Annotated in this window: 11 protein-coding genes; 6 read left to right on the forward strand and 5 right to left on the reverse strand. The window is 60.8% G+C overall.

Annotation, left to right across the window (positions count from 1 at the left end):
* Positions 1 to 1,273 precede the first annotated feature (1,273 nt).
* From qatD to qatA, 4 genes are read right to left on the reverse strand one after another with little or no spacing between them, the layout of a single operon-like run.
* On the reverse strand, positions 1,274 to 2,020 hold the full coding sequence (gene qatD, locus C8J46_RS18465) for a Qat anti-phage system TatD family nuclease QatD (RefSeq protein WP_132742166.1): 747 nt from the start codon (positions 2,018 to 2,020) through the stop codon (positions 1,274 to 1,276).
* A gap of 9 nt (positions 2,021 to 2,029) precedes the next feature.
* Positions 2,030 to 3,382 (reverse strand): Qat anti-phage system QueC-like protein QatC, encoded by a 1,353-nt coding sequence (gene qatC / locus C8J46_RS18470; protein ID WP_132742167.1) that lies wholly within the window; start codon positions 3,380 to 3,382, stop codon positions 2,030 to 2,032.
* Positions 3,379 to 4,272, reverse strand: a complete 894-nt coding sequence (gene qatB / locus C8J46_RS18475; RefSeq protein ID WP_132742168.1) for a Qat anti-phage system associated protein QatB — start codon at positions 4,270 to 4,272, stop codon at positions 3,379 to 3,381. The genes qatC and qatB overlap by 4 nt, the downstream gene beginning before the upstream one ends.
* Positions 4,272 to 6,659, reverse strand: coding sequence for a Qat anti-phage system ATPase QatA (gene qatA, locus C8J46_RS18480; RefSeq protein WP_243643502.1), 2,388 nt, complete (start codon positions 6,657 to 6,659; stop codon positions 4,272 to 4,274). Before qatA ends, qatB begins: the two co-directional genes overlap by 1 nt.
* A 183-nt stretch (positions 6,660 to 6,842) precedes the next feature.
* Between qatA and C8J46_RS18485 the strand changes: the two genes are divergently transcribed.
* Both C8J46_RS18485 and C8J46_RS18490 read left to right on the forward strand, forming a co-directional pair.
* Positions 6,843 to 7,046, forward strand: a complete 204-nt coding sequence (locus C8J46_RS18485; RefSeq protein WP_132742170.1) for an ArdC family protein — start codon at positions 6,843 to 6,845, stop codon at positions 7,044 to 7,046.
* Positions 7,047 to 7,354: 308 nt separating this feature from the next.
* On the forward strand, positions 7,355 to 10,246 hold the full coding sequence (locus tag C8J46_RS18490; RefSeq protein WP_165886650.1) for a ligand-binding sensor domain-containing diguanylate cyclase: 2,892 nt from the start codon (positions 7,355 to 7,357) through the stop codon (positions 10,244 to 10,246).
* Between the two features lie 356 nt (positions 10,247 to 10,602).
* On the opposite strand, the gene C8J46_RS18495 is transcribed toward C8J46_RS18490, so the two are convergent.
* A complete protein-coding gene (locus C8J46_RS18495; protein ID WP_132742172.1) occupies positions 10,603 to 11,820 on the reverse strand; it encodes an Abi family protein in 1,218 nt (405 codons plus the stop codon).
* 117 nt (positions 11,821 to 11,937) lie between these two features.
* On the opposite strand from C8J46_RS18495, the gene C8J46_RS18500 reads away from it, so the two are divergent.
* The 4 genes from C8J46_RS18500 (at position 11,938) to C8J46_RS18515 (ending at position 15,269) form a co-directional block, all read left to right on the forward strand.
* On the forward strand, positions 11,938 to 12,972 hold the full coding sequence (locus tag C8J46_RS18500) for a ParA family protein (RefSeq protein WP_243643507.1): 1,035 nt from the start codon (positions 11,938 to 11,940) through the stop codon (positions 12,970 to 12,972).
* A complete protein-coding gene (locus C8J46_RS18505) occupies positions 12,969 to 13,523 on the forward strand; it encodes a hypothetical protein (RefSeq protein WP_132742174.1) in 555 nt (184 codons plus the stop codon). Before C8J46_RS18500 ends, C8J46_RS18505 begins: the two co-directional genes overlap by 4 nt.
* 135 nt (positions 13,524 to 13,658) lie before the next feature.
* Positions 13,659 to 13,862, forward strand: a complete 204-nt coding sequence (locus C8J46_RS18510) for a DUF2188 domain-containing protein (RefSeq protein WP_243643508.1) — start codon at positions 13,659 to 13,661, stop codon at positions 13,860 to 13,862.
* A 573-nt stretch (positions 13,863 to 14,435) separates the two neighbouring features.
* A complete protein-coding gene (locus C8J46_RS18515; RefSeq protein WP_132742176.1) occupies positions 14,436 to 15,269 on the forward strand; it encodes a Crp/Fnr family transcriptional regulator in 834 nt (277 codons plus the stop codon).
* Positions 15,270 to 15,305 lie beyond the last annotated feature (36 nt).

Consider the following 15,305-nt stretch of genomic DNA (forward strand, 5'->3'; position numbering starts at 1 on the left):
CGTAACCGATCGCTGACTACGGCGTGAACTGCGGCGCGCATAGACTGCACCGCCTCGCCTCTGCCCAAGGTCGCTGCGAGGGAGGCGTTCATCGCGGCCATCTCGTCTACCGTCAAGAGTCGACCAAAGATACGCTCCAGGTACGGCCGAACTTTTATGGGCTTCGTTATGAAAACCTAGAACAGATCGTTGCAACAACTAAAGCTGTATTGCGGTCTCAGCGCGGTTAGTTTGATGACCGGACGCTTAGCCCCGACTGCTGGCAGGCGTGCCCCGTCATGTTACTTTTATCCTAGAATGGGGCGCTTGTGCGGTTCGTCGGTTTGCTCATGGCTGGCGCGGATACTCCAACCGAGCCAGCCGGCCCGCCTCGCGTTTACACGGGCGCTTGAGGCAGGCCGTTACTGCCGTGAAACCGTAACGCCTCTGTGCCCGTATCTGAAGTACCGGAACGCAATCCTCCCAAATGCACGTATCCGGTCGGCTCGCCCTTCTCGACCTTGGGCGGGCCGTTTTTAATCGAACCGCGCTGCGCCAGTGTCCCCTTCCGGCCGGGTATGATTGTGCTTTCCTTCCTATGTGAAGCGATCCTGCTCGTGGGGGCGTATCTACTTGGCCGGTGTAACCCCAACATGCGCTGGTCGGCTCGTCCTTGGATTCCGCCAGGGGCGAGCCGTTACCAGTGAACCTCACGCGTTCTTTTGCGTTTTCGTCCCGTCAGGTGCCCGGAAAGTGACAGGCCGGCTCGCCCTCTCTTCGTTGTCAAAGCGAGCCGTTACTGGCAGCACTCCTGAAGATGGCTTCCCTCCAGGCTCCCGTAGAAAGCGCCGATCTTCCCCTCCCGACGGTTAGGCGGCCCATTAGGCAAGCAGGCAGTGAATGAGATACATTTCACGGCAACGAGTTTATTTGGCCAGGGTTACGTCCTGATGGCCCGCGGCGCGGTTTGCTCCTTTGATGGTCCGCTGCGAACTCGGCGCTCGAGCTACCGGGGCGGTCGCACTACCCGTTTTCTCCGCAGTTTTTCCGATAGGCTGGCCGTTCGAGAGACCGATGAGCACATAGTTTGGCATCGATCTCGTCGAAGACGTCGTCAGTTATCTGAGGGTCCCGTAGTGATCCCGGCCCCGAAGTAGGATGACGATGTCCGCAGGGCTACCGACCCGGACACCGCGCTCCGGCACCGGCTGATCATCGCCCGTCGGCATAACACGTGAACGGCCTGATACAGATCTTAGGCCCCGCAGCCCGTGTGCCACCTGACACACAAGCGTTAACCCTCGGAAAGCAAAGCCCGCAGGTTGGCGAGGACCATCGTCGCGGCATCCACTTCGGTCATATCGAGGAGCCGTGATAACGAACGGATCGCCCGCCCGGCGTCGATCGGCTCGGCAGCGCGAGAACCCGCCTTCGTGAACGGACCGTCCGTTTCCGTCAGAAGGCGATCTCGCGGCAAAGACTGTATGAGGGTCGTCTTGCCGACCTTCTCGAGCATCTGTTCGTTGACGGAAAAATAACAGCCCAGCTCAGCTGCGCGGCGTGCGTCCGACGCCGAGCCGGTGAACCAGTGGAGCACTACGCGTCCACGATCGGACGGCAGATGAGCCTCGACCATGTCGAGCACGGCTTTCGCAGATCGCACGCTATGCACCGAAAGGATCTTTCCCCCGGCCTCGGCACACGCTTGAAGGACGTGGGCAAAAACCTTCTTCTGCGCATCGAACGACGCATAATGGCGGGGGCCCGCATCGAGGCCCACCTCGCCGACGTATCGCGTTTCAGGCAGCAGCTTCTCCCACAGGCCGATCTCACCGGCGCGCTCGCTCACGAGCTGCGGATGAAGGCCTAAGGCAGCGCGCACGTGCTTGGTCGACGCGGTGACCTCCGCGTTCCGTCGCCATGCCTTCGGCGTCGTCGTCACCGTTAGCGTGAACACGCCAGCCCGGTCGCTGCGATCCACGGCACGTTCAAAATCCGGATAAAGGTCGAGGTGGCAATGGAAATCGACTAGGTTCGTCATCGGCCGCGTCTACTTTGGTTTCGTGCGAACGCCATCCAAGAGTCGACCGACTTCCTCCAGTCCACGGGCATAGACGCCAGCCATCTCCGCCTGGTCGTCGATACCGTGATCGTAGAGCGGTCCGGGCTTGTGGATGAGCACCTTGGCGAGTTCCGGCCTAGCACGGAGCCTCGCTATCGCGAGCTGGAAGGAGCGCACCTGCACCCCTTCGGCCTCGGCGCTGTTCAGAGCTCGGCGCTTCATATCGGTAAGGTAATATTCGGTCGGATCACCGTCCGGGATCGATGCCCGCCGAATAAGACACGGCAGGCAATAGCCACAATGCCCCTGTGCCTGGCGTGCCCAGCGCAGCTTTGCCGGTGATGAGCATGAGATAGACTTGCCGGCGATCGAGAGCAGGAAGGCCTTGTCCGTACACGCTTCGACCATTTCGCCCTTGGTCATCGCCCAATAGGGGTTGGCGAGCGAGCCATCGATGCCGAGCGCGGCGACCAGTTCGATCCAGCGCGCCATGTAGAAGGGATGCGTCGTACGGGTACTGAGTGCACCGAGACGCAGCGGATCCAAGGGCACGTTCAACGCGATCAATCCATTCTCCGGCACCTTCAGTTCGAAGCGACGACGCAGCGCCGTACCGGCTGCCACGCCAAAAGCGAAAAACAGGAAGGAGCGCGCGCGGGTCGATGTCTCCGAACCGACCCCGTCAGCGAGATCATGCGCGAACACCATCGGCAGGCGGACCCATTCGAAGTGTCGCTTAGGGAACCGAGCCTTCAACTCGGCATGGCACAGATACTGCGCTCTGCTCCCCGCACCCTCGCCAGCATGACTAACCAGCAGGGGCTTTTCATCCTTCGTCAGGCTGTCGATCGCCCCGATCAGGCTATCGAGCCCGCCCGAGAACAGGTTGACGCCGAGGAGGTCGGTTTGCAGCAAAGGTGTAGGGACGGTTCCCGCAAGACGTTCCTTGCCCGCTGGTCGTTTGCGGAATTCGATCGACCAGCGATCGCCGCTCAAGAAGCCGAGCGCACGGATCACGATCGGCCGTGCGCGCTTCCAAGCTGCGACATCGCTGACGGGTAGGACGATGCGGATCTCGCGCGTCCAACCATCCTGCGCTTCGGTTGCGCGCGAGATGCGCGTGTCGGCAGCGTAGACCAGCGCACCGAGAATTAGGAGATCGATACCGATCTCATCAGGCACCAGGTCGAGCTTGCGCAAGTCGTTGAGTGCAGTTTGTATCCCGTAGGCGATACCGCCCACGTTCAAGAGCTGGACGTCCGAGCGGGCCTCGTCCGTGCCCGTGTCGATCGCTGGCTTGTCTTTGGCACCCATCGTGCCGACGAGCAGGTGTCGCTTCATCGTGCAGCCTCCGCATCACCCATCGCCTGCAGGATTCGATACGCGTCTTCGTACACCGACGTCACGAACCCGCTGATCTCCGTCGGCGATAAGGCCTGAATGTTGCTCCCCGATTGGGAAACGGCATCGCTGACGCCGCGCTGGATGAAGTCGTGCAGCATGTCCTCGACGTTCTGCGCGGCCGCGGGATTGGCCGGGAGGGCGACGGCCTTCGTGCCAATGTCGTTGCAGATTCGTGCTTCGATGGTGTGCGCAACGTACAGTTCGAAGACCGTCGTCATCTGCTCGGGTGTCAGTCCATCGATGTCGGTGATGCCGGCATCGGCGAGATCGGCGATCGTCTCGATGAAGGCGTTTCGCGCGATCCCCTGGTCGATCGAGCCGTCTTCCGGGCAGACGTGATCGGCTAGACCAGCGAACACTTCCTCGATCGGGCGACCCGCGAGCGCCGTGAGATTCAACTCACGCAGCGTCTCGGCAATACCGTTCGCTTGGACCGATTGCAGCAGTCGGACGACATTGGCACCCGACACGCGCGCGGTGCCCATCCGTTGCGCGGCACGTCGCGGGCTTCCCATCGACGACCGGACATAGCCGGATACCGCGCGTCCGAGACTCTTGCGATCGGTCCCGCCCGATTTAGCGAATGTCGTGAAAGCGCTACGGGGCGAGCTGAAGCGGCCTGCCGGCCCAGGTGGCGGCAGAGGGACTGCTGGAGGCGGTGCGGCGCCATCACCCTGGTCGGTCCCATCACCGGCGTTACCGTCGGCATCCTGACCATCGGCACCATCGTCGTTCTTGTCGGCGTCGCCGCGGTCGAAATCATCGATGAAGGTCGGAACGAGTGGCCGATCATTCGTCGGCCCATCGAAGGAGGACGAGGTGCCCATCAGCTTTTGATCCCGGTCCGCAGAGCAGCCGTAGCGGTCGCCTGGAGCGCCGGGTTATCGCTGATCTTACTCCACCGCTCGATCAGGTTCTGGAAGCGGCGCTTCTCGCTCTCTTCGGTCAACACCTCGGACCAGCCCGCAACGACCCACGGCCCGCAGGTTTCGGGCAGCATCCCCAGCATATCGACGAGCGCGGATTGCAGATGCGGTTGCGTGCGAACCAGAATCGTCGCGCCGTCGATGCCCGCGGGCGGGCGCACGAAATCGCCTGCGGCGAGGATCCGGCGTCGAACGAAATCGAACACCAGCGACGCTTCCGGTTTCGCCAGCGCGCGCAACTCGGCGTCCATCCCCGATACGGTCATGCGTCGTCCCATCAGGCGTTCGACGACCGCGGCGAGCGGGCCCAGCGCCGAAGCTGCCGCGAGATAATCCTTCCGGTCCTTCGTGACGAACAGGTACGGACGAAGGTCAACGCCGCTGATCGGCGGTTGCAGCTTTGCCCATGCCTTGATGACGTCCGACGCCATCCACTGTGTCAGGACCGGATTCTCGGGCGACGCCACTGCCGCCTTCGCAGGTGGGGCTGGGTTCTTCGCACCCGTTTGCGGCTCCTCAGCGGTTTTTTTCGCGGCGGTTGGCGCTTCCTCGGGGGGACTTACTGGCGCCGCCTTCAGTTCGCCTTCGAGTATGCCCAGGTCCTTGCATCGACCATCTGGATCATTCGCCGACGCGAGACCGATCTCGTCGAATAGCGTCGGAATGAACCGTTCGGCCAACATGAGCTTCGCGAGGACCGGCAGCTTGATGGCTGCGCCGAACCCGCGAGCGTCGGCGGTGCGCGCACGTAACAGCAGGCTATTCAAGAACCGCTTGATCTGCCGCGGATTGCCCGACGTCCCGCTGGCAAGCAACGGCACGATCTGCTCGGTCAGGACGAGATCCTCCGCCACGTCCTTGGCGCGATCACCGAGTGCCTCTTGCACTGCGCCGCTGTCGAAGCCGGTCGGGTCCCAGGGCCGCTTCAGCGCCGTGCGCGCTACCTTGACCAATTCGCCGAACTGCTCGTTGTCGTCGCCGAGGCGCGCACCGACCAACAGCAAGGTGACATAAATGTATGTCTCGACGCCGCCCAACGACGGTATCCGAAACGGGATCTGGATCAGCTTCTCGAGATAATTGCGAGCATAATCCCTCGGACCGGTCGTATCCGGAAGATCGGGGAAATGCTTGCGGACCGAGTATTCGATCATCGCCTCGTCCGCGGCGATGACGAAGGCCGTACGATCCATCATCACGAACAACCGCATCGCTTCCAGCGTCTCGATAGCCGGTTCGGGTAGGCAGCGATCCAGATCGTCGATCAGGACGACGAGTTGCTTCAGGCCCGCACGGAGCAACAGCTCGTCGAATGCCTTGCGGAACTCCTCGACCTCCTGTGGGACCCGCCGGCTTTCCTTCGCCTTCAGCAGCCCTTCGGCGCCCTTGACGACCTTGTCGATCTCGTCCTTATCGAGGTGCTTCTTGGGATCAGCGAAGAAGCCCTTCACCATCCCCACGACGGAGCCGATCTGATCTGGGTTTGGCAGCCCGGACATCGCCGTGAACGCGAGGCCGCCCCCCATACGCGCGATCTTGAGCCAGTCGAGCCGTTTGACGACATCCATCACGGCATCTGCGGCTTTGGTCGCGAGAGACCGCTTCTCGATCAATTGGGTGACGACGCCTTCGATCAAAGCGATCTTGGCATCTTCGAGCCCCTGGAAACGCCAGGCGTTGAACTTGATGCACAAGATGTCATCATGGCCGTCCAAGGCGCTCTCGATCATCTCGAGCACGCTCGACTTCCCCGCACCCCAGTCCCCGTGGACTCCTACCGTTACCGCCCGCTCGGGGTTCTCACCGATGAGCCCGACAATGGTTGTAGCGATCGCTTCGTTGTTCAGTAGGTCGAACTTGGTTTCATTGTCTGCGAGCAGCACGTGTTCCCCTTCCCGGAACACGGCGTGGCCCCCACCCGCTCCGTTCCCAAGCATCCTGCATGAAGTCCGGGATTGATCAAAGGCGTTTCCTCGATTGATCGAGAATGGATGTTGTCCTTTGCGAAAGGCACAGGCGACATACAGGTCGCTATCTTTCCGAGATGCAAAGTTTGTGGGGTAAGACCTTGACGGGTAAGGCGCTATCGGCGTTCGCGCCGCCCAAGCCACATTGCCGCTGTCTCGTCCCAGTCGGGTAACAATCCTCGCATGGGGTGTGCCACGTGGCATACCTATGGCCGCGCCGACGGGCGCGACGCTAATTTGCAGCGTCGCGCGGCCCTCCCCGGAAGACCGCTGCGTGGAGGGAGCACCAAGGGCGGCTGCCCTTTCGTTCCCGAAGGGCAATCAGGCCCCCCGCGTAATCCGCTACGCGTGGCCGATGCTTCGCAAGACGTCGGCCACGCTTGGCGGCTCGCCCACGCCAGGGGTCAGATTCTCGCCGTACCTCCCGATCCCGTTCCTCGCCGGAAAGGCAGAGCCGGTTGCTGTTGCAACCGGCTTGATACCTCAAAGGAAAGGAAGAATATCATGGGACGGATCACCAACAATCGGACCGAAGTCTATCAGGAGATCACCGGTCAGATGATCGCGATGATCGAGGCAAGCACCCGGCCTTGGTCGAAATCGTGGAACGGCAGTACCGCGCCCAATGTCTCGCTCCCCTCGAACGGCGCCCCCTATCGCGGCATCAACAGTCTGACCTTGTGGATTGCCGCCATGACCAAATGCTAAGCGTCCCCGCATTGCCCACGTAATCGCAATGTCTGGTCGTCAGTCGGCTGGCCGCAGTCATATTTCGAGCCTGACCGACGAGTCTGCAGCCTGGGTGAAAGCGCCGACGACTTAAACAAGTCTAAAGGCGATTATGAGATCCGCGTTATATGCCCTGGTATCGCCACCTGCCCTCGCTAGCTATCCTCGGCGGGATGGCCTCACTTACGGCGAGCGCTCGCATGGCAGAGCGACCGCGGAACTCCACCTCATCACCCACGGCCAATCCGTTGCCGCAGCGCGCCTCTTGGAGAGCGTCGGCCGATCTGATGTTCAAAACGGTGGCGCGAGATGATACTATTCCCAACGCGGGTCTACCACGTTCCGTCGCTCAGGATGGTACGGGTTTCGTGTGGATCGCGACCGATGCTGGGCTATCCCGCTGGGACGGTACGGGGTTCAAGACTTACACGACGCAAGCGCGACCGGGCGCAGCTGCGCTTCCCGAACTGATGGTAAACCAAGTGTTTGCCGATCAAGGCGGTGTGCTGTGGCTCGGCATGAGCTCGGAAGGCCTACTCCGGCACGACGTAGAAACTGATCGGTTCGTCAGACCTCCCAAGCGCACAGCGCTCGATCATGCACACGTCCTGACGATGTCGAGTGACGGTAGCGGCGGACTTTTAGTCGGCAGCGATATTGGGTTGTCGCATGTCCGCAGGGGCGACCATGTCGTTACCGCCGTTCCCGTTGGCCCGGTGGGGGGACCATTAGCGAGAGACGTTCAGGCCATCCATATCGGACGCAAGGGCGTTCTGTGGGTTGCGCGAGGACCAAACCTCTTTCGACGACGCCCAGCCGACAGGGCCTTTCAGCATATCAAAATACCCGGCTTGCCGACCGACGACGTGATCTCGGCACTTCATGAAGACATCAAAGGGGAACTCTGGATCTCTACAGGGAAATCTGGCTTTTACCTCTTCGATCATGAAGGCGCCGCGCATCATCACCCGATCGCCGTCGACGAAAGAACGCCGAAGCTTGGCATGATGATCGACGCGGGAGAAGGAAAGCTCTGGAGTTCGTCGCGTGCAGGTATCTGGGTGATCGATCCGGCGACGAGGCGGATCCGGCGCCTCGCACATGATCCACTGATACCAGCGAGCTTGCCCGAGGACGGGCTTAACGCGCTCTTCAGAGACCGCTCGGGTTTGATCTGGGCCGTTGGTGATTCCTCGCTCGCCTATGTCGACCCCTCGCCGCTCCGCGTACTGAGCATCGTCAGCGCGCTGCGAACAGGGCCCGGCCTGCAACCGCACGCCGCATGGTCGGTCGGAGCGGCGCCCGATGGTGCGATCTGGTACGGTACCGCCGATACGCCGGCATTCCGCCTGATACCTCCACAGCCTGGTAGCGCGGCACGTCTCGAACAGCTTCCTGGCGCGAGGCGCGATGTTCAGGCCTTCGCATTCTCCGAGCGGGGTGGATCGGCCTTCGCTGCGAGCGACGAAGGGCTCTTCTCAATTTCCCTTTCGGGGACAAGCGCGCGCAAGCTCTCCGCAAAGCCGTGGTCACGGCTGCTCATGGATGGCCAGACCCTATATTCAGGCGGCAAGGGAGTCGGCACTACGGACGTGCGCAACCCTCGCGCACCGATCCCCACACGCTGGTCCGCGTCGTTGACTGATCAGCGCGTCCGCTCGATGGCATTCACCACCGACCGCGCGTTCTGGGTCGGCACGGCTCATGGACTAAACCGGGTCGATCTCGCGACCGGCACAGTGACGCAGATACGCCCGAGCGCCGGATTGGCGCCCGGCCTCAAGGCCAATTACGTCAGTACGTTGCTAGGGGACCGAAAAGGGCGATTATGGGCAGGTACGGCCGGGGGGGGCATAACGATCTACGTGCGAAATGCCCGCCACTGGCGGCCCCTACGTCATCTCGGACGGCTAGAGGGCTTACCCCACGACACCGTCGACAAGATCCTCGAAGGGCGAGACGGCGCGATCTGGGTCAGCACGGATGGCGGCATCGCGCGGATCGACCCATTGCGGCTGACCATCACGACGTTGCGCCCCTCCGATGGGGTCGCTTTCATCGCAAACTGGACCGGGGGAGGCGACGTTCTGCCCGATGGTCGAATTCTATTTGCCGGCTTCGGTGGTTTGACTCTTATCGATCCGAGCGCACCGGAACGAAATTCGGTCGCTGCACCGTTGCGGTTCACTTCAGTCATCAGCGGCGCCCAATCACTCGCCGGCCTTGCGGGCAACGATTCTCTGCCGATCGGGCGTGCTCAACGCGACCTTACCGCCGAGTTCGCCAAACTCGATTACGCAAGCAGTCGCGAACAAGCCTACGCCTATCGACTGTCCCCGCTGGAAACCGAATGGACTCGAGTCGACGCCTTTCACCGGGTCGCCCGTTACACCAACCTCCCCGCCGGCCAATCCACTTTGGAGATCAGGGCGATAGCGCCGACGTCGGGTTCCCGCCTGCGCCCCATCGGCGCGCCCCTCACACTCGAACTGAATGTTGAACACCGCTGGTACGAGACGCTGCTGTTCCGCGCTACGGCGATCCTCGGCCTCTTTCTCGTGATCTACTCACTCTATCACCTACGCATGCGTGCTACGCTGAGACGGCAAAAACTGCTCGAAGATCTTGTAAAGGATCGCACCACAAAACTACTCGTAAGCCAGTCCGAACTCGAGAAACTCGCATATACTGATACATTGACGGGTCTCGGCAACCGTCGACTATTTGGCGAAGCTCTAACACGACACGTCAACAATGCAGAAAGCCAACCATTTTCCTTGCTGCTCATCGACCTTGACCGCTTCAAGCGCATTAACGATGAGCTGGGCCACGACGTCGGTGATGCGCTACTGGTTGAGGTCGCCGACCGGCTTACCGATGCGGTACGCCAGCGGGACAGTATCTTCCGCCTAGGCGGCGACGAGTTTGCGATCCTATTGACCGGGATTTCTGACGAGCGTGCCGTCACCGATGCGTGCCAGAGACTATACAACTCCTTCTCGACGACGGTCTCCATCGGCCAGCATGAAGTACGCGCAGACCTGAGCGTCGGCATCGCTCTTGGTACTGACGGCTCAGTGTCGAACGAGACAATGTACAAGTTGGCCGACGTCGCGCTGTACGACGCAAAACGGGCTGGCCGTGGAACATGGCGCCTCTCGCAATCAACTCCCGGATGAGTCTGTTGCTCGGCGGGCATCAGCGATATTGAGTTCGGAACCTCCAATCCTGGATCACACCGGCGGAACGTTCGCTTCGCCCCGTTACGGCGATATCAGAGTAGTCTCGATCGGGTATCGTTCATGATGCACGCAAACTCGCTAACCGCATTCACCTATTGGCATGCCCAAAAGGCGTCAATCCAAGCGCTGTGTGCTGATCAACGCAAGAAAAGCCTTAGTCTGGATCTGCGGTTAGAATGGTAAGCCGTAGGACAAATCTCGCAGTATCCCGAGTCAATGCCCAGCCCGCCGCAGCGGTATCGTGGAGCACGCGCCTAGCATCTACAAAAAATTCGCACCGCGCGCATGAGCCGTCAGAGGCGAACCTCCGGCCTGATGAGGACACCGGCAACATGGCCGACCACCGAGCGGACGATGACGACCGCAGGTTTCAGCGCAGATGAGTCGGAAGGGAAGAACAGCGCCAGCACATCACCGCTCGTCGCCCTGACATCTATCTCGGCGAACGAAAGCGGATGAAGGTTCACGACGTCTCTTGCGGTGAGGTCCGTCAGATCCACCATCCCGGCGGTCATCGCCGCCCGGTCGGCGGTCAGCGCCATCGCGCTCGTGGTCGTCAGCACCCCTTCCGCGCCCGCCCCGGCGATCATTGCAAGTTCGGGGCGTGCCGCACGCATCACCGGGAGGACGATGTCGAGCGTATCTTTGGCTGCCACTACCGGGGGAGGCCGCAGGTTCATCTGCGCGAGCGGCCGGCCCGGAAACCGGGAATGCAGGGTCGGAGGAGTTCGCGAAACCATCATCACCGTGGAGTGACGACGCGTAAAGTCCCTTACCGTTCGCGAACTCATGCCGATGAGATCGAGGATTCTGGCCAGTTTGGCGCCGTGATTCTGTCGATCGTGAATTGGTTCGTGATGCGCGATCCTGTTCCGCAGGTCGTTGATCTCCGCCGCCTGTTTCTGCACGTCTTTGCGGCGGAATCCCGCCGGGAGATGTGGGAAGGCGGCGGCCAGTACGGGTTGCGTCCACACGTGATCATAGTCGTCCCGAAACAAGTTTGACCAGAAATCGAAAGTTAGCGCAGCCACGAGGTCGTTTGATCCGGGTGGTGGGAGGCCCCGGTTTTGCGCGGCACGGGTCAGACGATCGAGCGCCCTTGTATGGGACTGGGCGGAAAATACGTTGAGCCCAAACGGCGGCGCGAGCACCCAATTAGGCCCATACACCCCGGACAGGGCGCCGTTGATGGCGTTGCGCGTGGCGATCTCGCAGACCCCCAACGGGAAGAGGAACGCCTTCGATAGCCGTCCATTCCAAAGATACAGGCGAAGCGCATATTCGTGATCACCGTGCGACCCGAGATAGGCAGAGAACCGCGGCTTCGACAGCGCGAGTTCCACGGCCTTGATCGTCTGCGGCGTCAGTGCCGCGAATTCTTGACTTTCAGCCATCTCGCGCCCACTACAGTTCTCATAGCAGCCGATCCCACAAAGGGTCGGCAACGGACCCCGGGGCAGGTACGCCTCCCCCGGGGCCACCCCTTCCAGAGCAGCAAAATCCATCGGCATCGCCGCTCTGAACGGCGTTCCAAATCTAGCATTGCACGCACGCTGTCAACGGCTATTGTGAACGCCGATAAAGAAACTTATACATTGATAACGGTAGGAGACGGTCGCTTGGAACTGGTGGGGGTTGCGGAAATCGCGGAGATGCTCGGCGTCTCGAAGCAGGTCGTGGCGAATTGGAGAGGCCGCAAGGGTGGTTTTCCAGTACCGACCGCCACGCTAAAGGCCGGCCCGGTGTGGACCCGTGAAGCGGTGACCGCTTGGGCGATCTCCCAAGGCATCACCGTTCGCCAGGAAGCGGTAGCGCCCAGCGCCTCGACTGAAACTCGCCGACCAGCTTCCGTCGCAGCGCTGATGAACATGAAGGGCGGTGTCGGGAAATCCACCCTCACCGCCAACATCGGCTGGCACGCGGCATATAATCGCGGCCTGCGCGTTCTGCTCGTCGATCTGGATCCCCAGTTCAACCTCAGCCAGTACATTCTCGGCGTCGAAGGGTACGAACGGCTGGTGGCAGACGAAGACGCTACTATCGAGATGCTTTTTCGCCACGAGCCCGGTGACGGTCCGGTGGACATCCGCGGGCTCATCCGAGAGGTCCACGATTGGAACGACGAGTCGTGCCTTCATCTCGTTCCCGCGAGCCTCGACCTCGCCTGGAGCATGCGGCTTGCTCTCGAACGCGCGCATGTCTTGCGTGATGCACTGGATGAAATCCGCGACACCTACGACCTCATCATAATCGACTGCGCTCCCACGGAGTCCATCCTTTCCACTGCGACCTATTTCGCCGCCGACTGGATCCTGGTTCCCGTCAAACCCGAATTCCTGTCCGCAATCGGCCTTCCGCTTCTGCTCAAGTCGATTCAGGAATTCGAGAATACGCACCGGAACGAGACGCCCCCCCAGATCGCCGGTATCGTGTTCAACGACGTTAGCGACCGTGTCGAACATAGCCGTAGCCGGCGGTACGTCCGCGAAACAGCCGGACGAAATTCCATTCCGGTCTTCCAAAACGAGATCAATCATTCCGACAGCTACCCCGCCGGTGCGCGACAAGGTAAGCCGATCTTTCTGACGGACAACGCCCGTTCCAGCCGCAAGGAGGAGCTTGAGCGCGTGGGTGACGAATTCCTGGGGAGCATTGGCCTGTGAGCAGCAAGACCGAATCCCTGATCCGAGAGTTGGCAACACTCTTCGTCAAGTACCGCATGATCGACTGGAAGCCGGTCATCACAGAGCTCGAGGATCGCGGCGGCTCGCCGGCGCTAGCCGAGGCCATCCGGCTACAAGTCGAACGGGCCTCTTCCACCACCGCTGCCAAGAAGAAGGCCAAATCAAAGGCTGCGCCCAAAAGGGCCGTCGCAGTCACTCCGCCCGAGCTGGAACTGGAACCCAGGTTCAGCGGCCCCAACGCACTTACGATCGACGAGCTTCGCGACGCGATGATCTCCAAGCGCTCCTTCCCCGCCATGTCCGACCTGAAGGCCGCGAATACGGCTCTCGGCATCAAGGGTCCCAGTACCAGCCGCCGTGATGTCCTCGTGACAACGCTCACGGAGTATCTCGATCGATTGGAACCCCAAGCGTTCGAGAAGGCGCTCCGGATTCTTGCTCGGGAGGAGGGCCGTAACCAGTCCGGCACGGTGCCGGCTTACGACCGTTGGTTCGACCTAATCACGTCGGGCCGAAAGCCCGCCCGATAGCGAGCGGCTCGTGCCACATCCTCCGCCAGGCGCCTTCCACATCTCAGCTAGTTTGTGGACGGAACGCCAGTGGCAAGCTACCTTCGTTCAGAATGGTGACGGAGAACGGAAATGGCACGTGATACCCATAGAGTGATGCCGCACAAGGACGGGGGCTGGCAGGTCAAGAGAGACGGCGACGAGCGAGCCAGTCACCGCGCCGCTACAAAGGCGGATGCCGAGAAAATAGGCCGCGAGATCAGCCGAAACCAAGAGACGGAGTTGCAGGTTCACAAGCGGGACGGCACCATCGGAGGATCGGACAGTCACGGGAACGATCCCAACCCACCGTCAGGATAATCAAGCGTCAATTCGAGGCCAGATCCAGACCAGCGATGCGCGATAACGCCGTCGGGCCTTCGGGTGCCCGGCGTTACAAACCGAACGGGCTCTGGCCTTATTGCCCGCGACCAACTTCACCCTTAACGGTTCAAGCCCCGGTCCGTGACAATGGCGAAGTGCGACCCTCCAAACCAATCTCCCTACGACAATTACTAACATTGATCATGGGATACGGAAACATTCCCCCCCCCTGTGTCGGTCGCGTACACGGGCAGATAATGCCCCGGCGCACCATCGCGGTTATCGCGATGCAGCATCGGTGCCGATCGGTGAGAGCTCGCTCGATGGGCTGCTCGATAATCGCCTGCCATCTACGGATCGCACTACGGGCTTGCCCGGCTGTAACGCGAAGCTAGGCGCACGCCTGGCGCATGGTGACCGCCTTAAAGGCGTATGCTGATGCCGTGTCGAGTTATCGTCGATGGAGCCGTCGCACCTAACCAACGACCCTGACATAGGTTAGTACCAGCTTTCGGAGCCCGACCTGGGCAGCGAGGCATGGAATGCTGCCGAACACGCACGGGACATGTCATGAACGAAACCAATGTCAGTCCGCTAGTTGCACTGGTCGACAATCTTGCAAGGCATGCGACGATCTCCAACGAGGATCGTGCGGGATTGCTCGAACTGCCATATGCGACCCGGCGCTTCGAGGCCGGTAGCTACCTCGTCCGAGAAGGAGATACACCGGAACATTGTAGGATGCTCATTTCAGGCGTCGCCTGCCGGCACAAGATCAGTGGGGAAGGCCTTCGGCAGATCGTATCGATCCACGTTCCGGGCGACCTTATCGACCTTCAGCAGCTGTATATCGAAACAGCAGATCACAACGTCCAAACCTTGACGCACTGCGTAGTCGTGAGCATCCCGCGTGTTGAATTACGCGAGTTCGCAGCTGATCGCCCTTCCGTTGCCCAAGCCATCGTTGCCATCGTTCTGTTCGAGCTGGCAATTTCCCGCGAATGGCTGCTCAATATTGGCCGTCGCGATGCTCGTACACGGATCGCGCATTTCCTGTGCGAACTGGCCGCGCGGCTCGGCAGGACGGGTGCGACTTCCGGGCAGCCGTTCGAACTGCCTATGACGCAGGAACAATTGGGTGACGCGCTGGGTCTGACGGTAGTCCATATCAACAGAATGCTGAAGACTTTAGTTCGAGATGGCCTGATCGAACATAACAAAAAAGGCGTAACCATTCCCGACTGGGAATCTCTGGTAGAAATTGCGGACTTTAATGCCCGCTATCTACATTTGGACACCCGCCCCCCCGTCTCAGACGAAGTCGTCAAGCTGATCGGTGACCGCTATCGAGCCGATACCCTGTCGCGTTGCGTAGATCATCGGTGGACAGTGCAAATCTATTGATCTGCAACATTTTAAATATACTATTTTAATCAGTCG

Source organism: Sphingomonas sp. PP-F2F-A104-K0414 (assembly GCF_004340945.1).
In the GTDB taxonomy this organism is placed as follows: Bacteria; Pseudomonadota; Alphaproteobacteria; order Sphingomonadales; family Sphingomonadaceae; genus Sphingomonas.

What these genes read in the sequence shown, in the direction of transcription:
- C8J46_RS18485 (WP_132742170.1), top strand. Translation starts at nt 6,843, where the DNA reads ATGGGACGGATCACCAACAATCGGACCGAAGTCTATCAGGAGATCACC.
- qatC (WP_132742167.1), bottom strand. Translation starts at nt 3,382, where the DNA reads ATGAAGCGACACCTGCTCGTCGGCACGATGGGTGCCAAAGACAAGCCA.
- qatD (WP_132742166.1), bottom strand. Translation starts at nt 2,020, where the DNA reads ATGACGAACCTAGTCGATTTCCATTGCCACCTCGACCTTTATCCGGAT.
- C8J46_RS18515 (WP_132742176.1), top strand. Translation starts at nt 14,436, where the DNA reads ATGAACGAAACCAATGTCAGTCCGCTAGTTGCACTGGTCGACAATCTT.
- C8J46_RS18495 (WP_132742172.1), bottom strand. Translation starts at nt 11,820, where the DNA reads ATGCCGATGGATTTTGCTGCTCTGGAAGGGGTGGCCCCGGGGGAGGCG.
- C8J46_RS18510 (WP_243643508.1), top strand. Translation starts at nt 13,659, where the DNA reads ATGCCGCACAAGGACGGGGGCTGGCAGGTCAAGAGAGACGGCGACGAG.
- C8J46_RS18490 (WP_165886650.1), top strand. Translation starts at nt 7,355, where the DNA reads ATGTTCAAAACGGTGGCGCGAGATGATACTATTCCCAACGCGGGTCTA.
- qatB (WP_132742168.1), bottom strand. Translation starts at nt 4,272, where the DNA reads ATGGGCACCTCGTCCTCCTTCGATGGGCCGACGAATGATCGGCCACTC.